Genomic DNA, 25,384 nt, shown 5'->3' with positions numbered 1-25,384 from the left:
ATGCTCCTGACCCCGCCCGGGGTCTACCGGCCGCAGTCGGACTCGCAGATGCTGGCCCGCGCCGTCGCCGTCTCCGGGCGGGCCCGCGGTGCCGTGCTCGATCTGGGCACCGGCACCGGGACCGTGGCGCTCGCCGCGGCCCGCTGCGGTGCCGGCGCGGTCACCGCGGTCGACCTGTCACGGCGCGCCGTGCTCGCGGCACGGGTCAACGCCCGGCTGCACCGCACCGCGCTGACCGTGCACCGCGGTGACCTGTTCGGCCCCGTCGACGGCCGGCGGTTCGACCTGGTCACCGCCAACCCGCCGTACGTGCCGTCGCACACCGACCGGCTCGTCCGGCACCGCCGGGCGCGCAGCTGGGACGGCGGCCGCGACGGCCGCGCCGTGATCGACCGCATCTGCGACGGCGTCGCCGCCCACCTCGGACCGGGCGGCGCGCTGCTCATGGTGCACAGCGCCGTCTCCGGGGTGCAGGCCTCACTGGACCGGCTCGCCGCGGCCGGGCTCACCGTGCGGGTCGCCGACCGGTCCCGGATCCCGCTCGGCCCGGTGATGCGGGCCCGCGCCGTGCTGCACGAGACGCGTGGCCTGGTCGAGCCCGGCGCCGCCGACGAGGAGCTCGTGGTGATCGAGGCCGTCCGTGGGTCGTGAGACCGGCGCCGGCCCCGCCCGGGTGCGGCTCACCGAGGACGGCCCGGTCCTGGTGTCCGGCCCGGTGGAGGTCGAGCTGCCCGACGGCACCCGGGTGACGTCGCGGCGCCCGGTCACCGCCCTGTGCACCTGCCGGCGCACCCGCCGCCCGCCGTTCTGCGACACCAGCCACCGCGCCCGCGTGCGACAGGAGGACCCGACGTGACCGCACCCCCGCACCCGGGCACCGGGACCGCGCCGCTACCGGCGGCGCGCGGCCCGCTGTCCGGCGCCGTCCTGGCCCGGCTGGGCGGCGACCCCGCCGCGCTGCCGGCCCCCGGCGACGCCGACCCGTGGGGCGAGGACCTGCACCTGGCCCTGCACTGCTGCTACGAGCTGCACTACCGCGGCTTCGCCGGGGTCGGCGACGAGCACGAGTGGGACGTGGCCCTGCTCGGCCTGCGCGTGGCGCTGGAGGACCGGTTCCTGGCCGCCCTGCGTGCCGCGGTCCCGCCCGGCGACGACGTCGACGCGACCGTCGCCGCGCTGCTCGTCGAGCCGGTCGGGCCGGGCGCGGAGACCGGCGTGACCCACCACCTGCTGCGCCGCGGCGAGCTGTGGCAGCTGCGTGAGTACGTCGTGCACCGCTCGATCTACCACCTGAAGGAGGCCGATCCGCAGGCCTGGGTGATCCCGCGGCTGCCCCCGGCCGCCAAGGCGGGCCTGGTCACCGTCGAGCACGACGAGTACGGCGCGGGCGACGCCGCCCTCATGCACGCCGTGCTGTTCGCCGACATGATGCGCGACCTCGGCCTGTCCGACGCCTACGGCGCGCACGTCGACGTCGTCGGCGCCGAGACCCTCGCCGAGGTCAACTTCATGTCGCTGTGCGGCCTGCGGCGCGGCCTGCGCGGCGCACTGGTCGGGCAGTTCGCGCTGGTGGAGCTGACGTCGTCGCCGGGGTCGGAACGGCTGGTCCGGGCGATGCGCCGGCTCGGCTGCGGCCCGGCCGCGGTCCGGTTCTACGACGAGCACGTGGAGGCCGACGCCGTCCACGAGCAGGTCGTGCGCCGCGACGTCCTGGCGCCGCTGCTGCAGATCGAGCCCGCGCTCGCCGCCGAGGTCGTGTTCGGCATCCGGGCCGCCGGGCTGCTCGGCGACCGGCTCGCCGACCGGGTGCTGGCCCGCTGGTCGGCGGGGGAGTCCAGCCTGCGCCCGCTCGGGGACGGGCCCTCCCGGTGACCGCCGCACCGGTCGAGCTGGAACAGGGGTCCTTCTGGGACGACGTCGCCGTGCTGCGCGCCCACCTCGCCGAGCCGCTGCCGCGGATCCCTCCCTGGTTCGGCTACGACGCGCTCGGCTCGGCGCTGTTCGAGCAGATCACCGACCTCCCGACCTACTACCTGACCCGCTGCGAGCGAGCGCTCCTGGAGCGGTACGGCACCGACATCGCGGCCCGGTTGGGCTGCCCACGCGTCGCCGAGCTGGGGTCCGGGAGCGCGAAGAAGACGCGGCTGCTGCTCGAACACTGCTCGGCGACCCGGCCGACGACCTACCTGCCGATCGACGTGAGCCGCGAGATGCTCGTGCTCAGCGCCGAACGCATGGCGGACCTGCCGGGGCTGACCGTCACCGGGCTGTGGGGGCGTTACGAGGCCGGCCTCGACCGGCTGCGCGACGACGGCGGCGCACCGGTGGCGGTGCTGTTCCTCGGCGCCAACATCGGCAACACCACGGCCGACGAGCGCTCCGCACTGCTCGCCCGGATCGGCGCCACGCTGCGCCCCGGCGACGCGCTGCTGCTGTCCGCGGACCTCGTCAAACCCGCCGCGGTGTTCGAGACCTGCTACAACGACCCGCCCGGGTACGACGCCTTCGCCCGGTTCCGGCTCAACCACCTCGACCATCTGGCACGCCGGTTCGGCGGGAGCGTCGCCCTCGACGCGGTGCACCCGGCGGCGCACTACGACGCCGCCGCCGACGTCGTCGACGGGCGGCTGTGGGCGCGCCGGGACCAGACCGTGGTGCTGCCCGGCCTGGACCGGACGCTGGAGCTGCGTCGCGGCGACAGCGTCAACGTCGGGTTCTCGGCGAAGTTCGAGCCCGACCGGCTGCGCACCGACGTGGCCCGGCACGGGTTGCGGGCCGAGGCCCAGTGGGTCGACGACCAGCACCGCTACGGGCTGTTCCTGTTCCGTCGGGACTAGAGCACCAGGACGACCTTGCCGGTCACGTGACCCTGTTCGACCAGGGCGAGCGCCGCCCCGGCCTCGGCCAGCGGCCGGACCTCGCGCACCAGCGGGTCGAGCTCCCCGGCCGCGACGAGTGCGGCGAGCGCGTCGAGCACCGCGGTGCTGCGGTCGCGGGTGACGTCGCGGCCGCCCAGCTGCGTGACCAGTGGCTTGTCCGCGATCGAGTACAGCGTCGCGGGCGGGACGAGCCCGGCCACCGCGCGCAGCGCGTCGCCGCCGACCAGGTCCAGGGCGCCGTCGACACCGCCGGGCGCGGCCGCGCGGATCCGGTCGGCGACGCCGTCGCCGTAGGCCACCGGGACGGCGCCGAACCCGGCGAGCAGGGCGTGCTTGGCGGGGCTCGCCGTGCCGACGACGGCCAGCCCGCGGCGGCGGGCCAGCTGCACCAGCGGCAGGCCGACCCCGCCGCCCGCCCCGTTGACCAGCAGCGTCGCCCCGGCGGGCAGGTCGAGGTTCGTGAGGGTGTCCCAGGCGGTGCCCGCGGCGACCGGCAGCGCCGCCGCCTGCTCGGGCGGGACCCCCGGCGGGCGGTGTGCGGCGAACCCGGCGGTGACCCGCGCCCGCGGCGCCCAGCCGCCCTGCATGTCCGGGCAGCCGCCGAACACCTCGTCGCCTGGGGCGAACCCGGTGACACCGTCGCCGACCTCCAGCACGGTCCCGGCGACCTCGCGGCCGAGCACCGCGGGCCCGGCGACGCCGTAGTCGCGGTCGCGCATCCGCCAGTCGCCCGGGTTGACCCCGGCCGCCCGGACCCGCACGAGCAGCTCACCCGGCCCGGGCCGCGGCTCCTCGACCTCGACGAACGCCTGCTGCTCCGGGCCACCCGCCGCCACGAACCCGTACCCGCGCACCCGCCACCTCCGTGATCGGTCCTGGGCGCCCACGCTACGTCCGGCGGGCCCGGAATGCGCGAAGATCACGATCCGGTATACCGTTAGCATATGCAACGGACTGTGCCGACCGCGTCCGACCGCCTCCTCCGGGCCCGTGACCGGTTCGTCGCCTCCGACCCCGGCCTCGTCCGGCTCGTCTCGGCGGTCCGCGCCGTGCTGGCGATCGCCAGCACGCTGGGCGTGGAGTACCTCGTCGCGACGACGACGGGCACCCCGCCACTGGTGCCGATGATGCTCGGGGCGGTGGTGGCCATGCTGGCCTCGTTCGGGATCTTCGACGTCACCCGCGCCGGGCAGGCGGTCACGCTGTGCTTCCTGGCCCTCTCGATGCTCGCCGGGATGGGCGTGGCGCTGCTCGTCGACCGGAACCGGCTCGCGTCCCTGACCGCGTTCGTCGTGGTGGTGTTCGTCGCGGTCTGGGTACGGCGCTTCGGGCTGCGGTACTTCGTCTGCGGCATGGGCGGGTTCATGGGCTACTTCTTCGCCCTGTTCCTGAGCCTGCGTCCGGAGATGCTGCCCGGGGTGGCGTTCGTCGTCGCGGTCGCGATCGTCTGGGTGATGCTGCTGACGCTGGTGCTGCTCCCGATCCGCAACGACCGGGTGCTGCGCCGGATGCTGCGCTCGTTCGAGGCGCGGCTCGCCGGTCTCGCCGGGACCGTGCTGGCCCTCGACGGGCACGCGCCCGGCACGACGGAGCGGGAGCGCGCCGAGGCCCGGCTGGCGAGCCTTCTGGTCCGGGTGAACGAGGCCGCGCTGGTCATCGACGGGCAGCTGGGGACCCCGGCCGCCGTCGCCGACGACGACGCCGCCCGGATCGTCCGCCGGGCGGTGTTCGACGCCGAGCTGGCCGTCACCGCGCTGACCCGGGTCGGCCCCGGCGCCCTGGACTGCGACGACGCCCGCGCGGTCCTCACCGCGCTGCACGGCGGCCGCTGGGACGCGGTGCGCGAGCGGGCCGGACGGGTCGCCGACCGGGTGGCGGCCCCGGGGCCGCGCCGGCTCGCCGTCGACGCCACGGTGCTCGCCGACGCCCGCGCCGACTGGACCGCCGCCCTCGACACCGCGCTGGAGGGCGCCCTCGGGACCGCGCCGGAGGGAGGGCCCGCGACGGTCGGGGAGGCAGCCGCGTTCGCCCCCGCGGTCCAGTTGTTCGGGGGCAACCTGCCCGGCTCGGCGGGCACGGTGACCCGGCTGCACCGCCCGCCGGACCCCGGCCGTCCCGCCTCGCGGCTGTCGCTGACCACCCGCCAGGCCGTGCAGGTCGCGGTGGCCACCGCGGTCGCGATCGCGGTGGGCGACGCGCTGTCCGAGCAGCGCTACTACTGGGCGGTGCTGGCCGCGTTCATCGCCTTCACCGGCACCGCGACCGTCGCCGAGACGGTGCGCAAGGCCGCGCACCGCATCGTCGGCACCATGATCGGCCTGGTCGGTGCGATCGCGCTGGTGCCGGTGCTGGGACCCGACGTCGCCGTGGTGCTGCCGGTGATCCTGCTCAGCATCTTCGGCGCGCTCTACCTGTTCCGGCTCTCCTACGCGTTGATGATCTTCTTCATCACGCTGATGCTCGGCGAGCTCTACGCGTTGCTCGGCACCTTCACGGTGGACCTGATGGTGCTGCGCCTGGAGGAGACCGTGGTCGGCGGTCTCATCGGCTGCGCGGTGTCGGTGCTCGTGCTGCCCACCCGCACCCGGTCCGCCGCCGAGGAGGCCCGCCGCGGGCTGCTCGACGCGCTGGCCGAGCTGTTGGGGACGGTCGACCGTGCGCTGCGCCGTCCCGGCCCGTGCGAGGACCTGCGTGCCGGGGCGCGCGCACTCGACGCCGCGCTGCACCAGACACTGCTGCTGGGACGGCCGCTGACCCGGACCTGGCTGGGCTCCACCCACCGCGACGTCGCGCACGGGCTGACCGCCTGCACCGCCGTCGCCGAGCACGCGCGGCGCCTGGCCCGCTCCGCCGAGGGGGTGTCCGGGACCCCGGCGCTGACCGCGGGCTGTGCGCGCCTCGCGCAGCTCACCGCCGACGCCGTCGCCGGGCGGCCGGTGCCCGCGGGCAGCTGCGCGGCCGTGCTCGACCTGCTGATCGGCCCGGCCGGCGGGACCGGGCGCGGCGCCGCGCTCGCCCGCGAGGCCGGGCTGCTGGCCGCCGAGCTCCCGGCGCTGCTGGAGACCGGCGACGACGGGCCCGTCCCGGCCGCGGTCGGGCGGGTCCGCGGACCCGACGGCGCACCCGCCGCGGCGACGGTCACCGTCGTCGACGGGGCGGGCCGCCAGCTGGACCGCGTCACCACCGGCGACGACGGCGGGTTCGCCGTCCGCGTGCCGACCGGGACGCACCTGCTCGTCGCCGCACCGGCCGTCGCCGGGCCCGCACCCTTCGGCGAGCACGTGCACCTCGGGCCGGGGACGGTGCTGCCGGACGTGGTGCTGGCCGCGCCCCCCGCCCGTCCGGTGCCGGTGCCCGTGCCGGCCGGGGTCGGCGCCCCGCTGCGCGGACCGGCGCGGGCGGTCGGGCGGGCGTGCGTCCGGCACGCCTGAGCGCGGGCGGGCTCAGGGCGGTGGGGCCAGCTCCGCGTCCAGCCCGTCGTTCACGGTCGCGAGCGTGTCCACGTGGTGGGCCAGCCACACCATGAACTGGGTGTCCGAGGAGCGGATGTCCATCCCGATCGCCCGCGAGACCCGGTCGAGCTTGTAGAGGGTCGTGTTGCGGTGCAGGCCCAGCCGTCGCGCGGCCGCGTTGAGGTTGCCCGACTCGGCGATGTAGGCGAGCACCACGCTCTCCAGGCTGCGGTTGTGCCCGTCCGCGCGGCGCAGCGGGGCGAGCACCTCGCGGGCGAACCGCCGTCCGTTCTCGGAGTCGGCGACCTCGCGCAGGGCGACGAAGATCCGCAGGTCCTCGTAGCCGATCACCGGGGCGGCGTCGACCCGCCGGGCCAGCGAGAGCGCGGTCCGGGCCTCGCGGTAGCTCTGCGCGGTGCCGCTCGCGCCGGGACCGGGGGCGCCGAACGCCACGCGTGCAGTGCCGGACAGCTTCGCCTGCACCGCCGACGCGACCGCACCGGCCAGCGCGCGCGGCTCGTTCCCGTCGGCCCCGGTGCCGACCGGCGCGACCACGACGAGGTTGCCGCCGAGCGGCGCGGCCAGCACGGGGGCACTGCCGCGGTGCTCGATGCGCTCGGCCGCCCGGGCCGCGGCCTGGAACCGGCGCACGGTCCGGGCGTCGTCGGACACCGGGGGGTCGGGTTCGACGACGAGGGTCACGTACCGCTCGTCGGGCACGAAGCCGTGGTGACGGGCGCGGGCGAGCAGCTGCTGGCCGTCGGCGAAGCGTCCGTGGACCAGGTCCACGACGAAGTCGCCCCGGGTCCGTTCCTCCGCCTCGGTCATCGACCGGATCCGCAGCATCTCGGCGCCGATCAGGACGGCCCCCTCCTGGACCACGACGCGGCGCTGGGCGCGGTCGTGGGCCGTGGCGTCGACCGGTTCCAGGACGGCGACCAGACCACAGGGCTCACCACCGATCGCGACCGGCGAGACCAGCGGCACCACCGCGCCCGCCGGGGTGCCGACGGGTTCGAGCGAGACCGCGTGCTGGTGCCCCCCTGCGGCGACGCCCACCGTGTCGGAGTAGCGGTGGAGCGCCTGCACGACCTGCTCCGGGGCCCGTGCCACCCGCCCGACGGCGGACTCGTGGGCGAGGACCGTGCCGTCGAGGTCGACGACGAGCGCGGGGACGCCCGCCATCCGGGACATGCCGTGGGCCAGCGCGGGGATCCCGGTGCCGCGGGCCAGGATCTCGCCGAGCGAGCGGTGCACCCGGTCGCTGTACTCCAGGACGTGCGTCGACTGGGCCAGCACCTTGGTCGCCACGAGCCGGCTCACCGACCGGAAGTCCGCGCCGGAGGGCAGCAGCGCGAGCGGCAGCCGTGCCTCGTCGGCGGCGGCCCTGGCCTCGGGCAGCAGGCGGGCGAGCACCGCGGGCGCGGCGGCGTCGACGGGGTCGAGGCGCACCAGCAGCGCGACCGCGCCCGCGGCCACCACCTCCCGCACCAGGCCCGCCCCGTCGGGTCCCCGCAGCCGTGACACCGGGGCGTGCACGACCAGGCCCGCCTCGGTGGGGTCGGCGCCCTCCGCCAGCTCGGACAGCGGCACGCACCACCGCGCGACCGCGGACGTCCCGTCCCGGCCCGCCACCAGCGTGTTGCGCAGCTGTGGCTCCGCCAGCAGGTCGGTGACGGTGACGGTCTCGGCCTCCTCGCCCCGGGCGGCCGGGACGTCGTGCTCCTCGACGGGTCCTGCGCTCTGTGCCATCTGCCTATATCCGATCCGTGGGCGGCTGCACTTCGTCCAGTGCCGGTCATGCTGGCCCCGCCCCAGAATCGGCGGTAGCCGTCACACTCCACAATCCGCCGGAGGTTCTTCGTGCACCCCGCACCGACACGTCCCGCCCCGGATGCGTCCGGGTCCGAGGCCCGGACCGTCGATCCGGCGCGTCCCGGCCGCACCGTGAGCCACTACCGGCCGTCCACCCCGGACGACGTCCGCGCCGCGGTGGACCGGGCCGCCGGCAGCGACTGGCCCGCGACCACCCCGGCCCGCCGGGCGGCCGTGCTCACCGGCCTCGCCGGGGCACTGGAGCAGTCCCGCGACCGGATCGCGGCCCTGGTCACGGCCGAGGAGGGCAAGCCGCTGGCCGCCGCCCGCGGCGAGGTCGGCAAGGCGGCCGAGCAGTTCCGGCTCGCCGCGCAGCTGGCGTTCCTCGTGGAGGGGACCACGTTCCCGGCCGAGACCCCCGGCACGACCGCGCACACGCTGCGCGGCCCGCTGGGCGTGGTCGCCGCGGTGACCCCGTGGAACTTCCCGCTGTCGCTGGCCGCCCGCAAGATCGGCCCGGCGCTGGCGGCGGGGAACACCGTGCTGTTCAAGCCCTCGCCGGTCACCGCCGGGGTCGGTGAGGCCCTCGCCGCGGCCGCGTACGACGCCGGGCTGCCCCGCGACGCGATGCCCGTCCTGCACGGCCACGACCCGGACGCGATGGACGTGCTCCTGGGCGACCTGCGGGTCCGCGCGGTCAGCTTCACCGGCTCCGACCGGGTCGGCGCGCTGATCCGCGACCGCGCGCACGGTCAGGCCCGGCTCCAGCTGGAGCTCGGCGGGCGCAACTGCGCCGTCGTGTGCTCCGACGCCGACCTCGAGCGGGCCGCCGACGACATCGTGACCGGCGCGTTCGGGCTCACCGGGCAGGCGTGCACCTCGACCGACCGGATCCTGGTCGCCACCCCGGTCGCCGCGGAGCTCATGGCGCTGCTCGCCGACCGGGTCCGCTCGCTGCGGGTCGGCCCGGGCGACCACCCGGCGACCACCACCGGCCCGGTGGCCACCGAGGCCCAGTTCCACCGGCTCGGCGCGCTGCGCACGAGCGCCCTCGCGGCGGGGGCCCGGGTCGTCGCCACGGCGTGGGACGTCGAGGGCCGCGACCCGGACGGCTACTGGGTGCCGCCGACCCTGTTCACCGACGTCCCGGCCGGCCACGACCTGCTGACCGAGGAGGTCTTCGGGCCGTTCGCCACGGTGCTGCCCGTCGCCGACCTCGACGAGGCGCTCGGGATCGTCGGCGCCTCGACCCACGGGCTGGCCGCGTCGGTGCACACCCGCGACCTGGCCGCCGCCCACCGCTTCGCCGCCGAGGTCCCCTGCGGCGTCATCAAGATCAACGGTCCGACGACCGGCAACGGCGTCGCCCCGCCCTTCGGTGGGCACCGCGCGTCGTCCGGCGGGGCCTTCCCCGAGGGCGGCCGCCAGGCCCTCGACTTCGTGACCGACACCCGGACCGTCTACCTCACGCCCTGACCGCCACCACCCCACCCCGGAGGCAACCGTGCACACCGTCCACCGCCTGACCCTCGACGACGCCCTGGTCCTGCTGCGTGCGGCCGAGACCGAGGCCGAGCGCATCGGCGTCCGCCAGACCATCTGCATCGCCGACGACGGCGCCCACCCGATCGCCCTGCACCGGATGACCGGTGCCCGCCTCACGGGCGTGGAGATCGCCATCGCCAAGGCGTTCACCGCGGCCGGGCACCAGCGGGCGACGCACCTGTTCAACGAGGCGCCCGACGGCCCCGCCCTGCCCGGCAACGAGGCCTTCGGCATCCAGCACATGCATCCCGGCCGCTTCACGGTGTTCGTCGGCGGCTTCCCGCTCGTCCACGACGGGCAGGTCGTCGGAGCCGTCGGCATCAGCGGCGGCAACGGGGAGCAGGACAAGGCCGTCGGCGCCGCGACGCTCGCGGCCTTCGCGGACCTGGTCGCCGCCGTCCCGGCCTGACCCGCTCCCGCCCCACCGGCCCCCGTCGCCCGCGCGCGACGGGGGCCGTCCCGCGTCAGCGGACGCGACCCGCGAACGACACACCCAGCGCGACCAGCGCGCAGCCCGCGCAGACCAGCGCGACCACGACGGTGGACAGGCGGTCCGCGGGCGCGTCGCCGACGGCCAGCGCGACCACCACACCCCCCAGCGCCGCACCGACGAAGCGCAGCGCGTTGAACACCCCCAGCCCGGCACCGGAGTCCGCCTCGCGCGCCGAACGCGCCGCGCCCGCCGCCGCCGGCGTCTGGGTCAGCGCCATGCCGACACCGACCACACCGCACACCACGGCCAGCGCCACCGGGCCGGAGCCCCGGCCGACCGCGACGGCCAGGCACGTCTCGGCGGCGACGAGCACGCCCAACCCGTGGCGCAGGGCCAGCCGGGGCCGCCAGGCCTCGGTCAGCCGCCCGACGACCGGCGCCAGCACCGTCATCACCGCCGGCACCGCGACGACGAGCAGACCGGCCTCGGCGGTCGACATCCCGCGGGCGGTCAGCAGGTACAGCGGGACCACCAGCAGCGTCGCGGTCAGGCACAGCATCTGCGCCAGCGCGGCGACCGCGGAGCGGGCGAACCGGGCCTCGCGCAGCAGCGACAGGGGGACGAAGGGCTGCTCCACCCGCCGTTCCACCACGACGAAGGCGACCAGCGCCAGCACGCCGGCGGCCACCGGCACCCAGACCGCGGGGGAGGCGGGGCCCGCCGCGGCCGCCGTCGCGGCACCCCCCAGCAGGCCGAGGGTGCCGAGGGTCAGCGTGAGCGCCCCGGCGACGTCGAGCCGGACCGGCCGCGGGGCGTCGCGCTCCAGCAGCCGGGCCGCACCCCCGAACGCGACCAGCGCGAACGGGATGATTACCACGAACACGCTGCGCCATCCGGTGGCGTCGGCCAGCACCCCACCCACCGAGGGACCGGCCGCCTGGCCCGCGCCGTTCGCGGCGGCCCACCAGGAGACCGCGCGGGCGCGGTGCTCCGGGCCCGCGGTGGTCGTGAGCAGGGCCAGGACGGTCGGCAGCACCAGCGCACCGGAGAGCCCCTGCACCGCGCGGAACGCGACCAGCGCCGGCAGCCCGGGCGCCAGGGCGGCGCCCGCCGCGCCCACGGCGACCCCCACCATCGACACCAGGAACAGCCGGCGCCGCCCGACCCGGTCCCCGAGCCAGCCGGCCAGCGGCAGCATCGCCGCGCAGGTCAGGTTGAACGCGACCACGACGAGGCTGCCCGCCCCGAGCGGGGCGCCCAGGTCGGTCACGATCCGGTCCAGCGGCACTGTCACCAGGGTGTTGGCGATGGTGCTGGCGAACGTCCCGACGACGAGGAACACCGTCGCCGGCGCCGCCGCCGGGCGGGTCACCGCGGTCGGTCCGGGGCGAGGGCGACGACGAGCGCCACCTCCACCGGGGAGCCCCCGGGCAGCGAGCACACCCCGACCGCGGCACGGGCGGGGAGCCCGTCGGGGCCGAAGCGGCCGGCCAGCACCGCGGACGCGCCGTCGGCCACCGCGGAGTGCCCGGTGAACGTGTCGATGCAGGCGACCCACACCGTCATCGCGACCGGGCGCAGCAGGGTCCGGCCGGCGCGGGCGGCGGCGTCGGTGCAGGCGGCGAGCGCGTTGCGGGCGGCGAGACCGGCCGCGTCGACGGCCGCGGCGGCGTCGGTCCCGGCCCCCACCCGGCCGGTGACGAGCAGGACCCCGTCGCTGCGGCGGGGCGTCATCCCGGCGCTGTGCACGGCGTCGCCGTGCACCACCGCCGCGACGTAGCGACCCCGGGGCGCGGGTGCGGCGGCCTCAGACACCGAGCGCCACCCCCTCCTGGCGCCCGTCGCTGCCGCCGGCGAGACAGCCGGTGTCCGGGTCCACCGACACGACCTGTGCGCTGCCGCCCGCACCGTGGTCACCGACCCCGACGACGCGGTGCCCGAGGTCCGCGAGACCGGCGAGCACGTCCGCGCCGAGCCGGTCCTCGCACCGCAGCTCGGCGGGTTCGCCGAGGTCACCGGCGTCGCTGCCGGGGAACACGGTGAACCGCGGGGCGTCGACCGCGTCCTGCGGCCCGGCCCCGTGGTCGAGCAGGTGCGAGAGCAGCTGGGTGTTCCACTGGACCTGGCCGTCACCGCCGGGGGTGTTGCCGACGTGGCGCAGCCGGCCCGCGTCGTCGGTGACGATCCAGGTGTTGAGCGTGTGCAGGGGGCGGCGCCGCGGCCGCACCTCGTTGGGGTGCCCGGGGATCGCGTATGCGCCCCGGCCGAGCCGGTTGTTCAGCACGACACCGGTGCCCGGGACCGCGCGCCCCGAGCCGAAGGTGAACGCCAGCGACCCGATGAGACCGACCGCGCGCCCGTCGCCGTCGACGGCGACCATCGAGGTGGTGTCCCCGTCCGGGCGGGCGCCCGCCGGATCCGGCAGCGGACCGGTCCCCAGGAGCTCACGGCCCCGGGCCAGCAGCACCGGGTCGAGCCTGCGGTCCGGGGCGGGCCGGTCGGACCCGGCGAGCCGGAACCGGTCGTCGAAGGCGATCCGGGCCGCCCCGGCCAGCCGGTGCACGGCGTCGACGCCGAGGGGCACCCCGGCCGGACCGCCGGGGCCCAGCAGGCCGTCGCAGAGGGCGAGCTGGTCGAGCACCATCCAGCCGGGCGTCGGCAGCGGGGTCTGGTGCACGACGTGGCCCGCGTAGCGGGTGGAGACCGCGTCCTCGGCGACGACCCGGCCGGACTCGGCCCACTCGTCCCCGGAGAAGGGGGCGCCGCCCGCGACGAGGTCCGCGACCGCCCGGTCGGCGAGCGCCCCGGTGTAGAACGCGGCCGGGTCCCGGGCCAGCGTCGCGATCGTGGCCGCCAGCCGCGGATGGACCAGCCGGGTCCCGACCCGCGGCAGCCGGCCCCCCGGGAGGAACGCCGCGGCGGTGTCCGGGTCGGCGGCGAGGCGGTCGCGGTGTCCGGCGATGTCGTCGCGGGTCCGCGCCGTGCAGGGCAGCCCCCGGGTCGCGACCCGGACCGCGGGCCCCCACAGCTCGGGCAGCGGCCGGGAGGCGCCGTGGGCGTGCAGGGCGGCCAGCGTCGCGACCGCACCGGGCGCGGTCACCGACGACGCCCCGTACCGGGGGAGCAGCCGTCCGGACCCCGCGCGGCGGTGGTGCTCCGGCGTGCCGCCGTCGGGGCCGAAGCCGCTCCCGCAGAACGCCCGGACCCGGCCGTCGGGGTCGCGGACCAGGACGAACGCGTCGCCACCGACACCGCACTGGCCGGGCAGGGCGAGCCACGCCACGGCCGCCATCGCGAGCGCGGCGTCGACGGCGTTGCCACCCGAGGACAGCACCTCGGCGCCGGCCCGGCTGATCGCCGGATGGCTGGCGGACACCATGCCGTCGGCACCGAGGGCGGGGACCCGGGCGGAAGGGGGGAAGGACGCGGGCGCGAGGACGGTCATGCGCGCGACCCTCCCCGCGCGACGACCCGGCGCCTATGGCGAAGGTGCACACCGGCACGGCCGCGACCTGGGCATGGTGCCGTAACAGTACGGTGCACAATCGGAAACCCGCTGCCTGTGCACTGTGGGCCTTCTCGGGGTGGCGACGGGGTGTGAGTGTGTTCCGTCACACCACCACCACACACCACCACACCACCGCCGGATCCCGGCGGGAAGGAGGCCGCAGTGGCCTTGTCTGCTGCGCACTGGGTCTATCTCGGCGGGATCGTGCTGATCCTCGGCACGACGATCGCCCGGAGGAACGTCCTCGTCCCGGCACTCCTGGCGACGGTCGCGACGGCCGCCGCGATGACGGGTGACCCCGTCGTCGCGATCCAGGCCCTGTTCAACGCCACGCTCACCGCCGCGTCCGAGCTGTTCAACATCTTCCTGATCATCGCGATGGTGACGGCGCTGCTCGGGACGCTGCGGGCCATGCACGCCGACCAGCGGATGGTCACGCCGTTCCAGAAGGTCATGCGCGGCGGGTGGTCGGCCTGGACGGTGCTGATCGTCGCGACGTTCGTGATCAGCCTGTTCTTCTGGCCCACCCCGGCGGTGCCGCTGATCGGGGCCATCCTGGTGCCCGCCGCGATCCGTGCCGGGCTCCCCGCGATGGGCGCGGCGATGGCGATCGCGGTGGCCGGGCAGGGCATGGCGCTGTCCAGCGACTACGTCATGCAGGTGGCGCCCGGTCTGTCGGCGACGGCGGCCGGTGCGGACCCCGGCCGGGTCGCCGACATCGCGCTGCTCCTGTCGCTCGTCACCGGCGGCACCGCGCTGACGATCATGGGGCTGATGCTGGCCCGCCAGATGCGGACGCCCTCGGACGCGCTGCTGGAGGAGTGGGAGTCCGGTGTGGTCACCGGGCCACGGCCGTCGACGGGGCTGCTCCGGCGGCTGCGCCGCCGGCTCGGCGGAGGTCCCGGCGCCGCCGAGCCGGTGACGGTCGTCGAGGAGGTCGAGGAGCGCGTCGCGGTGGGGGTCGGCGGACCGCCGCCCGCGTCCGGCGGCGTCCCGGACGTCCCCGGACCCGCCGGCCCCGCCCCCGGTGACGGCCCCGGCGCTCCCGGCCCCGCTCCGGACGGCGCCCCCGACGACCCGCGCACGCAGCGGCTGGCCCGCATCTTCGCCGTCGCCGTGCCCGCCGCGTTCGGCCTGATGATGGTCTACCTGGTGCTGGGCCAGGTGGGTGTCGTGCCCGCGGTGCAGAGCGGGTCGGCGGCGGCCCTGGTCGGCGGGCTCGCGACCGTGCTCGTCGTGGTCGCCTGCGTCGCGCTCGACGGCCCGCGGGCCGCGCTGACCTCGGTCGGCGAGCACGTCACCGACGGACTGGTGTTCGCCTTCCGGGCGATGGGCGTCGTCCTGCCGATCGCGGGGTTCTTCTTCCTCGGCAACGCCGAGTTCGCCGGCCGCATCCTGGGACTGCCGGACGGGACCCACGCCCCCGGCCTGCTGGTCGACCTCGTCGTCGCGGCCGAGCGGTTCATCCCCGGCAACCCCGTGGTCATGTGCTTCGGGGTGCTGGTGATCGGCCTGCTCTGCGGGCTGGAGGGCTCCGGGTTCTCCGGGCTGCCGCTGACCGGGTCGCTCGCCGGTGAGCTCGGGCCCAGCGTGGGGGTGGACCCCGCGACGCTGGCCGCCGTCGGGCAGATGGGCTCGGTCTGGGCCGGCGGTGGTGTCCTGGTGGCCTGGTCGTCGCTGCTCGTCGTCGCCGGGGTGACCCGGGTCCCGGTGATCGAGCTGGCCCGGCGCTGCTTCCTGCCTGTGATGGCCGGGCTCGCGGTCTCGACCCTCGTGGCGGCCCTGCTGCTCTGAGTCCCCGCGGCGCCCACCCGGCCCCGGTCCCCGCAGCGACGGTCTGCGGGGACCGGGGCCGTCGTCGTGCGCCCGTCCGCCGGCGGAGCCAGTGCGTCCTGCTGCAACTCGTCGCCGATCCTTGTGCTGTCTGACCAGGGAGGACGGGGGTGCCGACGCCTAGCGTCGAGGTCACCGGAGAGGCGGTGCGACGCCCCCGGTTCCACCCCACATCCCTGATCTGGAGGGTTCGTCATGACCCTGACCGTGGACGAGACCGCAGGCACCCCGGTGCCGGGTCTGCTCTCCCGCGAGGACTTCCGGGCCGCACTGGAGGACGCCATCAAGGGCCGCGAGGCCAAGAACGCGTCGTTCTCCCAGGCCTGGGCGGACGGGACGCTGACCCGCGAGCACTTCAGCCGGTGGGCGGAGAACCACTACCACTACGTCGGGCCGTTCGCCGACTACCTCGGCTACATCTACGGCAACACTCCCGACCACTGCACCGACGCCAAGGACTTCACCCTCCAGAACATGTACGAGGAGGAGCTCGCCGACATCCGGCACACCGACCTGCTGATCCGGTTCGGCGAGGCCTGCGGCACGAGCAAGGAGCGCATCGAGAACCCGGACAACATGAACGCGGTCACCCGCGGGCTGCAGTCCTGGTGCTACGCCGTCGCGATGCGCGAGCACTTCGTGGTCGCCACCGCGGCGCTGGTGGTGGGGCTGGAGTCGCAGGTCCCGGGCATCTACCGGAAGCAGATCGTGCCGCTGCGCGAGACCTACGGGTTCACCGAGGACGAGATCGAGTTCTTCGACCTGCACATCACCTCCGACGAGGTGCACGGCGAGCGCGGCTACCAGATCGTGCTCGACCACGCCGACACCCCCGAGCTGCAGCAGCGCTGCCTGCAGTTCGTGCGCTGGGGCGCGGAGATGCGCTTCTCCTACACCCGCGCGCTCTACGACACCTACGTCGCTCCGTCCCTCTGACCGACCACCGCGACGGGCGCGCACGCCGCGCCCGTCGCGGCCCGACGCCCGGGAGTGCACGTGAGCGACATCGAGACCACCCGGTGGGTCGCCACCGTCCCGCTCGCCGACCTGGCCCGCCGCCGTCGCCTCCGCGTGGAGGTCGACGGCAGGCCGGTCGCCCTGTTCCTGGCCGGGGACCGCGTCGTCGCGCTCGACGACGTCTGCATCCACAAGGGACGGTCCCTGGCCCGCGGCGTGCTGTGGCAGGGCCGGGTCGTCTGCCCCGCCCATCAGTGGGCCTTCGACCCCGTGACCGGCCGGGCCGACGGACGTGACGAGTGCCAGCCGGTCCACGACGTCCAGGTCGTCGACGGCGTGATCCACGTCGACGCCCGCCCCCGCAGCCAGGAGGAGAACTGATGTCCGAGCCGGTACGCAGCCTCGTCACCGTCGGGGCCGGGCAGGCCGCCGTGGCCACCGTCCGGATGCTCCGCCGTCGTGGCTTCGACGGTCCGCTGACGGTGCTGTCCGACGAACCGCACCTGCCCTACCAGCGGCCGCCGCTGTCGAAGGAGTTCCTGCGCGGCGACGCCGGCTCCGCCGACCTCGTGCTGCTCGACGAGACCTGGGCCGCGGCCCACGACGTCGAGCTGCGGACCGGGGCGGCCGTCACCGCCGTCGCACCGGGCCGGGTGGAGCTGGGGGACGGGTCGCACGTGAGCGCCGACGCCGTGCTGCTGGCCACCGGGGTACGGGCCCGCACGCTGCCCGGGGTGTCCGGCGACCGGGTCGTGCACCTGCGGACCGTCGGCGACGCCGTGCGGCTCCGCGACGCCCTGCCCGGGCTGCGGCGGCTCGTCGTCGTCGGCGGCGGGCTGATCGGCGCCGAGGTCGCCTCGTCGGCGCGGGAGCTCGGGGTCGAGGTCGTGGTGCTGGAGGCCGGACCACTGCCGATGCTCGGTGCGCTCGGGCCGGACATGGCCGCGTTCTGCGCCGGGCTGTACCGCGACCACGGGGTGGACCTGCGGTGCGGCCAGGAGATCTCGGCCGTCTCGCCGACGGCCGCGGGAGTCGTGGTCGAGACCTCGTCCGGGCCGGTGGAGGCCGACCTCGTCGTCGTCGCGGTGGGGTCGGTGCCCCGCGACGAGCTCGCCCGCGCGGCGGGGATCGCCGTCGACCCGGTCCGCGGGGGAGTGGTCGTCGACGAGCTGTGCCGGACCTCGGCTCCCGGCGTGTTCGCGGCCGGGGACGTCGCCTGCCGTGCCGTCGGTGACGGGTTCGTCCGCGTCGAGCACGTGGACAACGCGACGACCCAGGGCGGGACCGTCGCCCGGGCCCTGCTCGGGAAGGCGGTGCCGCCGCCGGAGGCGCCGTGGTTCTGGTCGGACCAGTTCGACCTCAACCTGCAGGTCGTCGGGCACGCCCCGGCCGGTGCGGAGGTCGTGGTCCGCGGCAGCGTCGCCGACCGCGACTTCACCGCCTTCTACCTGACCGCCGACCGGGTGCGCGCCGCGTTCTGCGTCGAGCGCGGCGGTGACGTCCCGGCCGTCCGGGCCCTGCTCGCGCTCGACGCCCCGGTGCCCCGCGCGCAGCTCGCCGACGACGACCACGACCTGTTCGACCTGCTCGACACCATCAGCGCCTGAGGAGAGACGCCGTGGACTTCCACAAGATCGCCCGTTCCGGTCAGGTCCCCGAGGGGGTCGTCCGCCGCTTCTTCGCCGGAGAGGTCGAGGTCGCCGTCTCCCGTTCCGACGGCGAGGTGCACGCCACCTCGAACTACTGCAGCCACCTCGACTGCCTGCTGTCCAGCGGCAAGGTCACCGACGAGGGACTGCTGTGCTCGTGTCACGGCAGCGTCTTCGACTACACCTCCGGCGAGCCGCTGTGCCCGCCGGCGACCCGGCCCCTCACCGTCTTCCCGGTGCGGGAGGAGGAGGGCCACATCTGGGTCGGCGTCGACGACGAGCTCGCCGAGGCGGCCATGCGCCGGCGTGCGGTCGGGGCCCGCCGGCTGGGCGACGCGGCGGGCTGATCCCCCTACCGACGACCACCGGTCGTGAGCCCGGAGACGATCGTGTCGGCGTAGGACCGCCCGATCTCCGCGGCCTCGACCGGTGAGGTCGACGGGTCGAACCAGCGGTTCGACCACGCCACCATCCCGATGACCCCGTAGGCGATCACCCAGGGCTCCCCGGTGCGGCGGAACGAGCCGTCGGCCATGCCGTCCTCGACGATCGCGACGACGACGTTCTCGTAGCGCTTGTTGTAGCGGGCCATCGTGCGCGTCCACTGCGAGCGCTCCGCGAACGCCGCGAGGTCCTCCTGGATGTAGAGGTAGAGGTACGGGTAGTACTCGGCGTAGGACACCATCAGCTCGGTGACCAGCGTCCGCAGCTTCTCCGCGGGTGTGCCCGGCCCGGCGAGGATCTCCTCGGCGCGCAGGCAGTTGCGCTCCACGGCGTCGCCGACGGCGGTCTGGAACAGCTCGTCCTTGTTGCCGGCGTAGTAGTAGATCGACGCCCGGTCCATCCCGACGGCCTCGGCGATGTCGGTGATCCGGGTGCCGCGGAAGCCGCGCTCGCGGAACACCGTCCCGGCGGCGCGGATGATCTCCTCGCGCCGGGCCAGGTAGGCGGCGCCGCCCTCGTCGCGTGCCGCGCTGCGCCGCCTGCCGATCCCGCTGGTCACAGATCCCCCCACGTCAGACCCGGTGTGCTGCCCGCAGCTCGCGTTTGAGCACCTTCCCGGACGCGTTGCGCGGCAGGCTGTCCACGATAGTGACCGAGGTGGGGCACTTGTAGCGGGCCAGCCGGGTGCGGACGTCGGCGAGCAGTGCCTCGGCGTCGACGACGGCGCCCTCGGCCGGGACGACGACGGCCGCGACCGTCTCGCCCCAGCGCGGCGAGGGCACTCCGATCACGGCCACGTCGCCGACCGACGGGTGCGCGGCGAGCGCGTTCTCGACCTCGGCGGGGTACACGTTCTCCCCGCCGGTGATGATCATGTCCTTGATCCGGTCGTGCAGGTGGAGGTAGCCGTCGGCGTCGCGCCAGGCGGCGTCGCCGGTGCGCAGCCAGCCGTCGTCGAGCGCGGCCGCGGTCTCCTGCGGGCGGTTCCAGTAGCCGGGGGTGTTCTGCCCGGAGCGGACCCGGATCTCCCCGACCTCGCCGTCGGCGACGGGCGCGCCGGTCACCGGGTCGGTCAGCGCGACCTCCAGCCACGGCAGCGGCCGCCCGACCGAGCGCAGCAGGTGTGCCCGCGGCCCGCCGGGGTCGTGCTCGTCGGGGGTGAGGGTCACCACCGTCCCGGACGTCTCGGTCATCCCGTAGACGGCCATGAACCCGCAGCCCAGCACGTCGATCGCGCGGCGCAGCAGCGCCTCGGTCATCGGGGCGCCGCCGTAGGCGATCCGGTCCAGCGCCGACAGGTCCGCCTCGGCGATGCCGGGCGCGGTGAGCAGCGCCGCGACCACCGCGGGGACGGCGAAGGCGTGCGTGACCCGCCGGCGCTCCAGCTCGGCGAGCAGGTGCTCCGGGGTCAGCGCGGACAGGAGCACGGTGTGCCCGCCCTGCCCGAGCGCGGTGAGCCCGTAGCCGATCCCGCCGATGTGGAACAGCGGCGAGGGCACGAGGTTCACCGTGTCCGGGCCCATGCCGTAGAACTCCCGGCCCATCCGCGGGGTGTACGCGAGGTTGGCGTGGGTGATCAGCACGCCCTTGGGCAGGCCGGTGGTGCCGGAGCTGTAGAGCTGCAGGACGACGTCGTCGGGCCCGACCGGGACGTCCGGCGGCGTGGCCGGGTGCCCGGCGAGCCACGCCTCGTAGCCGTCCTCCAGCAGCAGCGGGTCGGTGCCCGCCGGGAGCAGGTGCGCCTCGCCCCGGCCGGTGAGGACCAGCGCCGGGCGGGCGTCGCCGAGCACGGCCGCGATCTCCGGCGCGGCGAGGCGCCAGTTCAGCGCGACGAGCACGACCCCGGCCCGGGCGGAGCCGAACAGCACCTCGACGTACTCCGGGGTGTTGCGCAGCAGGACCGCGAGCCGGTCCCCGGGCCGCAGCCCGGCCGCGGCGAGCGCGTGCGCCACCCGGTTGGCCCGGGCGTCGAGCTCGCCGAAGGTGACGGTGCGGTCGTCGAGGGAGACGGCGGGGCGGTCGGCCCCCAGCGCGGTGACCCGGTCGAGCAGGTCCGAGAGCGTGGCGTCCATGGTCAGTAGCTCTTCGGGAGGCCCAGGTTGTACTGGGCGACGTGGTTGAGCACCATCTCCCGGCTCACCGGCGCGGTGCGGAACATCCGCGCGGTGAACCACAGGTCGGCCAGCCCGTACTCGTTGGACAGACCGTTGCCGCCGTGGGTCTGGATCGCCTGGTCGACGGCCTTCGCCGCGGCCTCGCCCGCCGCGTACTTGGCGACGGTCGAGGCGCTGCCCGCGTCGGCGCCGGCGTCGGTCAGCTCCGCGGCGTGCATGGTCATCAGCCGGGCGAGCTGGACGTCGACGAAGCAGGCCGCCAGGGGGTGTGCGACGCCCTGGTGCGCCCCGATCGGCGTCGACCACACGGTCCGCTCGGCGGCGTAGCGCGCGGCGCGGCGCAGCGCGTAGCGGGCGATGCCGTTGGCCTGCGCCGCGGCGGTGACGCGCTCGGGGTTGAGGCCCGCGAACACCTGGCGCAGCCCCGCGCCCTCGACGCCGATCAGGTCGTCGCGGGTCACGCGGACGTCGTCGAAGAAGGTGGTGAACTGGTTCTCCGGGATCTGCAGCGCGGCGTCGATCCTCGTGAACGACAGGCCCGGGGCGTCGGTGGGCACCAGGAACATCGAGATCGGGTGCCGTCCGTCGGGCCCCGCCTCGGCGCCGCGGCACACGACGATCACGGCGTCGGCGTCGTCGATGCCGGAGGTCCAGTACTTCTGCCCGCGGATCCGCCAGCCGTCGCCGTCGGGGTGGGCCGTGGTGGTGATGTTGTGGGTGTTGGTGCCCGCGTCGGGCTCGGTGATGGCGAACGCGATCCGCTTCGTGCCGTCGGCGACGCCCGGCAGCCAGGTGCGCTTCTGCTCGTCCGAGGCGTGTGCCACGAGCAGCGACCCGGCGATCGCGGGGGAGATGACCAGCATGAACAGCGGGCAGCCCTGCGCTGCGGTCTCCTCGATGACGATCGCGAGGTCGGTCAGCCCGCCGCCCCCGCCGCCGTGTTCCTCCGGCAGGTGCACGCCCAGGTACCCGGCCCGGCCGAGGTCGGCCCACAGGTCGTCCGGGCGGCCGCCGGAGCGTGTCACCTCCTGGAAGTAGCTGCGCCCGTAGGCGCCCACGAGCTTCGCGACGGCCTCGCGCAACGCGCGGCGCTCGTCGGTGTCGACGAGCAGGTCGTCCTGCATCCGTCCGTCGGCGGCCACACTGCCTCCTAGGTCAACGTAGGTGTTGACGGTACTCCGACCGTCACGTCCAGTGGAAGAACCCGCGGCCGGTCTTGCGACCCAGCCGGCCCTCGCCGACCAGCCGTCGCAGGATCGCCGGGGCGGCGTAGCGCTCGCCGTACACGCTCTCGAGGTGGCGGGCGATGTCGAGCCGCACGTCCAGCCCGACGACGTCGGACAGCCGCAGCGGGCCGATCGGGTGGCCGTAGGCGAGCACGGCGGCCCGGTCGATGTCCTCGGCGCTCGCGACGCCCTCCTCCAGCATCCGCATCGCCTCGAACGCCGCGATGTTGTCCAGCCGGGAGGTCGCGAAGCCCGGCACGTCGGCGACGACGATCGACTCCTTCCCGATCCGGGTCGCGTGGTCGCGGGCGGCGGCCACGGCGTCGTCGGAGGTCGCCGGGCCCCGCACCACCTCGACCAGCGCGATCGACCAGACCGGGTTGAAGAAGTGCATGCCCAGGAACCGGTCCGGCGCCGCGAGCCCGGCGGCCAGCGACCCGATCCCGACCGAGCTGGTGTTGGTGGCCAGCAGCCGGGGGGAGCGGGCCTCGGCGGCGGCGAGCACCCGCGCCTTCAGCTCCGGGTCCTCCGGCACCGACTCCACGACCAGGTCCAGGCCGGTGGGCAGCTCGGACACCGCGCCGACGACCCGCAGCAGCCCGGGCAGCGCCTCGGCGACGCCCGGGTCGACCCGGCCGCGTTCCACGCCGGTGCGAGCCCGTGCGGTCAGCTCCCCGACCAGCCGGTCGGCGCGGCCCGCGTCGGGCTCGACGACCGTCGTCGCGGTCCCGGCGGCGGCGAGCACGTAGGCGATGCCGGCGCCCATCGTGCCGCCGCCGACCACGGCCGCCGTGCCCGAGTCCGGACTGCTCATGTCTCCTCCCGGGACAGCTCGTCGGCGATCCAGGCGACGAGCTCGGCGGTGGCGGCGAGCTCGCCGCCCATGCCGAGGAAGCCGTGGATCATGTCGGGCCACTCGCGCAGCGACACCGGCACGCGGGTCTCACCCAGCCGGACGGCGTAGGCGACGCCCTCGTCGCGCAGCGGGTCGCAGCCGGCGACCGCGATCGACACCGGCGCCACCCCGGCGTGCCCGGGTGCGGTCAGCGGGGCGGCGTCGGGCGGCGGGGTGGCGGCGTGGGGGTCGCCGCCCAGGTAGTGGTGCCAGAACCAGGTCATGTCCTCGCGGGTCAGCAGGTGCCCCGCGCCGAACTCCTTCCACGACGGGTGCGCGTCCGGGTCGGGCGGGGTCAGCGGCGGGTAGACCAGCACCTGCCGGCGCAGCCACCGGGCCCCGCGCAGCCGGCGGGCGGCCGCCGTGGCCAGCGTCGCGCCCGCGCTGTCGCCACCGACGGCGACCCGCGAGCCGTCGGCCCCCAGGGTGTGGGCGTGGGTGGCGAGCCACCGGGTCGCGGCGACGGCGTCGTCGAGCGGGCCGGGGAAGGGCGTCTCGGGGGCCCGCCGGTACTCCACCGAGGCGACGACCGTGCGCGACGCCGCGGCGATCGCCCGGCACGGCCGGTCGGCCAGCGCGACGCTCCCGGTGACCCAGCCGCCGCCGTGCAGCCAGACGGTGAGCGGCAGCTCGGTGCCCGGTTCGGGGTGGTAGACCCGGACCGGCAGCGGGCCGTCCCCGCCGTCGGCGAGGACCTCGCGGGTGCTGACGCCGCCGGGCTTCGCGCCCTGCATCCAGCGCGACGCCTCGACCGCGTGCCGCGCCCCGAACACGCCGATCTCGGTGTAGGGGCGCATCCCGAGGTCGTCGAGCCGGGCGAGCAGTGCGGCGGCCTCCGGGGCGGGGGCGTTCACCGGGCCCGCTCCAGGGTGCGGTGCAGACCGAGCCGGTCGCGCACGACGTGCCCGGTGACCGTGCCGTCGGCGCCGGGCTCGACCAGGCCCGCGATCCCGAGGGCCACCGGGGTGCCGGTCGCACCGGGGGCGTCGGGCAGACCGCCGGCGTAGCGGCCGCGCGCCACCGCGTGGAAGGCGACCCGCCGCCCGGCCGCGAACAGCGCGGTGACCTCGCAGGTCACGTCGTCGAGCACGGGGTCGGCGCCCCGGCCGTCGTCGGCGACGACGCCGGGCAGCGGCCCGGTCACCCGGCCCGCGGCGAGCCAGCTGCGCACCGCCTCCTCGGCGCCGGGGTCGGGCCCGGCGACCGGTTCGGTCCACGGCGCCACCATCGGCGGGTCGACCGGGTCGGGCGCGCCGCCGTGGAGCTGGCGTCGCCGGCCGAGGTAGTCCTCCTCGCAGGCGTTGTGCACGAGCACGCCGTCGCGGGCGGTGAACAGCCCGATCCCGCGCCAGGCCGCCGCGCCGCCGCGGGCCGAGGCGCCGTGCTCGGTGAACCGCAGCGCGACCCGGCCGTCCGGGGTGTAGAGCGCGTCGTGCACCGTGATCGTCAGACCGGGGAAGCGGGCGAGCTGCCCGGAGGTGGCCTCGACGTAGTCCTCGCGGCCGCGCATCGTGTACGCGCCGATGACGATCGTGTAGTCCGGCGCCATGATCTCGGCGGGCACCGCGGGGTCGGCCCGGTCGAGCCAGTCGACGGCGAAGCGGCGCATCAGCGACCCCAGCGGGTGCAGCTCCGGCGCCGCGGTCATCGCTGCTTCCCGGCCTGGTAGGCCTCCCAGTAGGTGCGGTGCTCGCGGAACGGCGCGTCCCGGTCCTCGACCGCGGCCCGCACGCCGCTCGCCCGCTGGATCCGCTCGAAGTCGGCCATCGCGGGCCCGGCGATGGCCATCGCGTCGGCGTCGTTGGCGGCGGCGATCGCGGCGGTGATGCCCATGGCGTCCCACCAGCGGTTCGTCGACTCCTTGTGCGCGTAGATCATCTCCAGCGGCACGTTCGCGACGCGTTCGGCGTAGGCGTAGGCGACGGCCTCGACCTCGTCGGCGGGCACGGCGCGGTTGGCCAGGCCCAGCTCGGCGGCCTCGACCCCGGTCATCTCGTCGCCGGTGAACAGCCACTCCTTGGTCCTGCGCATCCCCAGGTGCACCGGCCACATGCCGAACATGTGGATCTCGCCCATGGTGCGGGCCTCGGGCTGGCCGAACCGGGCGTCCTCGGCGGTGAAGACGATGTCGAGAACCCCGGCGAGGTCGAGCCCCCCGGCGACGCAGGCGCCCTTCACGACACCGATCGTGGCCTGGCGGATCCGCCACAGCCGCATCCAGCGCTCGCGGGACTCGTGGAACTCGCGACGGGAGAAGATCGGCGCCCGGCGGTGCGGGCGGGCGTCCTCGGGCCGGCTCGGGGTCTCGGCGGTGCCCCAGAGGTAGGCCCACTCGGTCAGGTCGTAGCCGGTGCAGAAGTTCTTGCCGTTGGACTTCACGACGAGCACCCGGGTGTCGTCGTCGGAGTCGAGGTCGTCGAGGACCAGGTCGATCTCGTCGCGCAGCGCCCGGCACAGCGCGTTGCCGCGGTGCGGGCGGTTGAGCGTGAGGGTCGCGATCCGACCCTCCTTCTCGTAGATCAGGTGCTCGAACTCCACGCCTCGACTCCTTTGTCCTCGGCCGTCGTGGCCCACGCTAGGAGCGCGCTGCGGAATCGTCAACACATCCGTTGACGGACGGCGCCGGTGCTGCCT

24 protein-coding genes are annotated in these 25,384 nt (G+C 75.9%); 12 read left to right on the top strand and 12 right to left on the bottom strand.

Annotated features, from left to right (window positions below; translation table 11 throughout):
* From KPL60_RS16930 to KPL60_RS16915, 4 genes are read left to right on the top strand one after another with little or no spacing between them, the layout of a single operon-like run.
* Complete coding sequence (locus KPL60_RS16930) at positions 1–651, top strand: HemK2/MTQ2 family protein methyltransferase (protein WP_083474778.1); 651 nt, start codon at positions 1–3, stop codon at positions 649–651.
* Positions 641–856, top strand: a complete 216-nt coding sequence (locus tag KPL60_RS16925) for a CDGSH iron-sulfur domain-containing protein (RefSeq protein WP_062396505.1) — start codon at positions 641–643, stop codon at positions 854–856. Before KPL60_RS16930 ends, KPL60_RS16925 begins: the two co-directional genes overlap by 11 nt.
* Positions 853–1,872, top strand: coding sequence for an iron-containing redox enzyme family protein (locus tag KPL60_RS16920; protein ID WP_226366421.1), 1,020 nt, complete (start codon positions 853–855; stop codon positions 1,870–1,872). The genes KPL60_RS16925 and KPL60_RS16920 overlap by 4 nt, the downstream gene beginning before the upstream one ends.
* On the top strand, positions 1,869–2,837 hold the full coding sequence (locus KPL60_RS16915; protein ID WP_226366420.1) for an L-histidine N(alpha)-methyltransferase: 969 nt from the start codon (positions 1,869–1,871) through the stop codon (positions 2,835–2,837). Before KPL60_RS16920 ends, KPL60_RS16915 begins: the two co-directional genes overlap by 4 nt.
* Here the strand turns inward: KPL60_RS16915 and KPL60_RS16910 are convergent.
* The gene (locus tag KPL60_RS16910) at positions 2,834–3,733 is read right to left on the bottom strand and encodes an NADP-dependent oxidoreductase (RefSeq protein WP_226366419.1); all 900 of its coding nucleotides are present in this window, start codon (positions 3,731–3,733) and stop codon (positions 2,834–2,836) included. The genes KPL60_RS16915 and KPL60_RS16910 overlap by 4 nt on opposite strands.
* Before the next feature lie 90 nt (positions 3,734–3,823).
* Here KPL60_RS16910 and KPL60_RS16905 point away from each other — a divergent pair, with 90 nt between their 5' ends.
* Positions 3,824–6,310 (top strand): FUSC family protein, encoded by a 2,487-nt coding sequence (locus KPL60_RS16905; RefSeq protein ID WP_226366418.1) that lies wholly within the window; start codon positions 3,824–3,826, stop codon positions 6,308–6,310.
* Positions 6,311–6,322: 12 nt separating this feature from the next.
* Here the strand turns inward: KPL60_RS16905 and KPL60_RS16900 are convergent, their stop codons facing one another.
* Positions 6,323–8,083 carry a CdaR family transcriptional regulator gene (locus KPL60_RS16900; RefSeq protein ID WP_226366417.1) on the bottom strand — a complete coding sequence of 587 codons (1,761 nt, stop codon included), beginning with the start codon at positions 8,081–8,083 and terminating at the stop codon, positions 6,323–6,325.
* Between the two features lie 111 nt (positions 8,084–8,194).
* Here KPL60_RS16900 and KPL60_RS16895 point away from each other — a divergent pair, with 111 nt between their 5' ends.
* A complete protein-coding gene (locus KPL60_RS16895; protein ID WP_226366416.1) occupies positions 8,195–9,622 on the top strand; it encodes an aldehyde dehydrogenase in 1,428 nt (475 codons plus the stop codon).
* A gap of 28 nt (positions 9,623–9,650) precedes the next feature.
* Positions 9,651–10,100 carry a heme-binding protein gene (locus tag KPL60_RS16890; protein WP_226350554.1) on the top strand — a complete coding sequence of 150 codons (450 nt, stop codon included), beginning with the start codon at positions 9,651–9,653 and terminating at the stop codon, positions 10,098–10,100.
* A 55-nt stretch (positions 10,101–10,155) separates the two neighbouring features.
* On the opposite strand, the gene KPL60_RS16885 is transcribed toward KPL60_RS16890, so the two are convergent.
* From KPL60_RS16885 to KPL60_RS16875, 3 genes are read right to left on the bottom strand one after another with little or no spacing between them, the layout of a single operon-like run.
* On the bottom strand, positions 10,156–11,496 hold the full coding sequence (locus tag KPL60_RS16885) for an MFS transporter (RefSeq protein ID WP_226366415.1): 1,341 nt from the start codon (positions 11,494–11,496) through the stop codon (positions 10,156–10,158).
* On the bottom strand, positions 11,493–11,939 hold the full coding sequence (locus KPL60_RS16880; protein ID WP_226350556.1) for a RidA family protein: 447 nt from the start codon (positions 11,937–11,939) through the stop codon (positions 11,493–11,495). Before KPL60_RS16880 ends, KPL60_RS16885 begins: the two co-directional genes overlap by 4 nt.
* Positions 11,932–13,569, bottom strand: a complete 1,638-nt coding sequence (locus KPL60_RS16875; RefSeq protein WP_226350557.1) for a gamma-glutamyltransferase family protein — start codon at positions 13,567–13,569, stop codon at positions 11,932–11,934. The genes KPL60_RS16880 and KPL60_RS16875 overlap by 8 nt, the downstream gene beginning before the upstream one ends.
* A 225-nt stretch (positions 13,570–13,794) precedes the next feature.
* On the opposite strand from KPL60_RS16875, the gene KPL60_RS16870 reads away from it, so the two are divergent.
* The 5 genes from KPL60_RS16870 (at position 13,795) to KPL60_RS16850 (ending at position 18,418) form a co-directional block, all read left to right on the top strand.
* Positions 13,795–15,426: a hypothetical protein gene (locus tag KPL60_RS16870; RefSeq protein ID WP_226366414.1), complete on the top strand. Its 1,632-nt coding sequence runs from the start codon at positions 13,795–13,797 to the stop codon at positions 15,424–15,426.
* 234 nt (positions 15,427–15,660) lie between these two features.
* A complete protein-coding gene (locus tag KPL60_RS16865) occupies positions 15,661–16,401 on the top strand; it encodes a TenA family transcriptional regulator (protein ID WP_062396477.1) in 741 nt (246 codons plus the stop codon).
* 60 nt (positions 16,402–16,461) lie between these two features.
* The gene (locus tag KPL60_RS16860) at positions 16,462–16,803 is read left to right on the top strand and encodes a Rieske (2Fe-2S) protein (RefSeq protein ID WP_226366413.1); all 342 of its coding nucleotides are present in this window, start codon (positions 16,462–16,464) and stop codon (positions 16,801–16,803) included.
* Complete coding sequence (locus KPL60_RS16855; RefSeq protein ID WP_226366412.1) at positions 16,803–18,029, top strand: NAD(P)/FAD-dependent oxidoreductase; 1,227 nt, start codon at positions 16,803–16,805, stop codon at positions 18,027–18,029. Before KPL60_RS16860 ends, KPL60_RS16855 begins: the two co-directional genes overlap by 1 nt.
* Positions 18,030–18,040: 11 nt before the next feature.
* Positions 18,041–18,418 carry a Rieske (2Fe-2S) protein gene (locus tag KPL60_RS16850; protein ID WP_226366411.1) on the top strand — a complete coding sequence of 126 codons (378 nt, stop codon included), beginning with the start codon at positions 18,041–18,043 and terminating at the stop codon, positions 18,416–18,418.
* 5 nt (positions 18,419–18,423) lie between these two features.
* Here KPL60_RS16850 and KPL60_RS16845 read toward each other — a convergent pair whose 3' ends face one another.
* The 7 genes from KPL60_RS16845 to KPL60_RS16815 all read right to left on the bottom strand — a co-directional run bounded on the left by KPL60_RS16845 (position 18,424) and on the right by KPL60_RS16815 (position 25,288).
* Positions 18,424–19,074 (bottom strand): TetR/AcrR family transcriptional regulator, encoded by a 651-nt coding sequence (locus KPL60_RS16845; RefSeq protein WP_226350560.1) that lies wholly within the window; start codon positions 19,072–19,074, stop codon positions 18,424–18,426.
* 13 nt (positions 19,075–19,087) lie between these two features.
* Positions 19,088–20,587 (bottom strand): AMP-binding protein, encoded by a 1,500-nt coding sequence (locus KPL60_RS16840; RefSeq protein ID WP_062396473.1) that lies wholly within the window; start codon positions 20,585–20,587, stop codon positions 19,088–19,090.
* 2 nt (positions 20,588–20,589) lie between these two features.
* On the bottom strand, positions 20,590–21,753 hold the full coding sequence (locus tag KPL60_RS16835; protein ID WP_226350655.1) for an acyl-CoA dehydrogenase family protein: 1,164 nt from the start codon (positions 21,751–21,753) through the stop codon (positions 20,590–20,592).
* Positions 21,754–21,814: 61 nt separating this feature from the next.
* Positions 21,815–22,669, bottom strand: coding sequence for a 3-hydroxyacyl-CoA dehydrogenase family protein (locus KPL60_RS16830; RefSeq protein ID WP_062396471.1), 855 nt, complete (start codon positions 22,667–22,669; stop codon positions 21,815–21,817).
* Positions 22,666–23,604 carry an alpha/beta hydrolase gene (locus tag KPL60_RS16825; RefSeq protein WP_062396469.1) on the bottom strand — a complete coding sequence of 313 codons (939 nt, stop codon included), beginning with the start codon at positions 23,602–23,604 and terminating at the stop codon, positions 22,666–22,668. Before KPL60_RS16825 ends, KPL60_RS16830 begins: the two co-directional genes overlap by 4 nt.
* Positions 23,601–24,398 (bottom strand): nuclear transport factor 2 family protein, encoded by a 798-nt coding sequence (locus KPL60_RS16820; RefSeq protein WP_226350562.1) that lies wholly within the window; start codon positions 24,396–24,398, stop codon positions 23,601–23,603. Before KPL60_RS16820 ends, KPL60_RS16825 begins: the two co-directional genes overlap by 4 nt.
* Positions 24,395–25,288 (bottom strand): enoyl-CoA hydratase-related protein, encoded by an 894-nt coding sequence (locus tag KPL60_RS16815; protein WP_062396465.1) that lies wholly within the window; start codon positions 25,286–25,288, stop codon positions 24,395–24,397. The genes KPL60_RS16820 and KPL60_RS16815 overlap by 4 nt, the downstream gene beginning before the upstream one ends.
* Positions 25,289–25,384: the final 96 nt, after the last annotated feature.

Source organism: Pseudonocardia sp. ICBG162, assembly GCF_020496225.1.
Lineage (GTDB): Bacteria > Actinomycetota > Actinomycetes > Mycobacteriales > Pseudonocardiaceae > Pseudonocardia > Pseudonocardia alni.
This window is presented reverse-complemented; position numbering and strand designations above follow the sequence as displayed.

Bases quoted from the DNA above. Each gene is read 5' to 3' on its own strand.
- KPL60_RS16930 (WP_083474778.1), top strand. From the start codon at position 1: ATGCTCCTGACCCCGCCCGGGGTCTACCGGCCGCAGTCGGACTCGCAG.
- KPL60_RS16905 (WP_226366418.1), top strand. From the start codon at position 3,824: ATGCAACGGACTGTGCCGACCGCGTCCGACCGCCTCCTCCGGGCCCGT.
- KPL60_RS16900 (WP_226366417.1), bottom strand. From the start codon at position 8,083: ATGGCACAGAGCGCAGGACCCGTCGAGGAGCACGACGTCCCGGCCGCC.
- KPL60_RS16875 (WP_226350557.1), bottom strand. From the start codon at position 13,569: ATGACCGTCCTCGCGCCCGCGTCCTTCCCCCCTTCCGCCCGGGTCCCC.
- KPL60_RS16865 (WP_062396477.1), top strand. From the start codon at position 15,661: ATGACCCTGACCGTGGACGAGACCGCAGGCACCCCGGTGCCGGGTCTG.
- KPL60_RS16855 (WP_226366412.1), top strand. From the start codon at position 16,803: ATGTCCGAGCCGGTACGCAGCCTCGTCACCGTCGGGGCCGGGCAGGCC.
- KPL60_RS16840 (WP_062396473.1), bottom strand. From the start codon at position 20,587: ATGGACGCCACGCTCTCGGACCTGCTCGACCGGGTCACCGCGCTGGGG.
- KPL60_RS16835 (WP_226350655.1), bottom strand. From the start codon at position 21,753: ATGCAGGACGACCTGCTCGTCGACACCGACGAGCGCCGCGCGTTGCGC.
- KPL60_RS16830 (WP_062396471.1), bottom strand. From the start codon at position 22,669: ATGAGCAGTCCGGACTCGGGCACGGCGGCCGTGGTCGGCGGCGGCACG.
- KPL60_RS16820 (WP_226350562.1), bottom strand. From the start codon at position 24,398: ATGACCGCGGCGCCGGAGCTGCACCCGCTGGGGTCGCTGATGCGCCGC.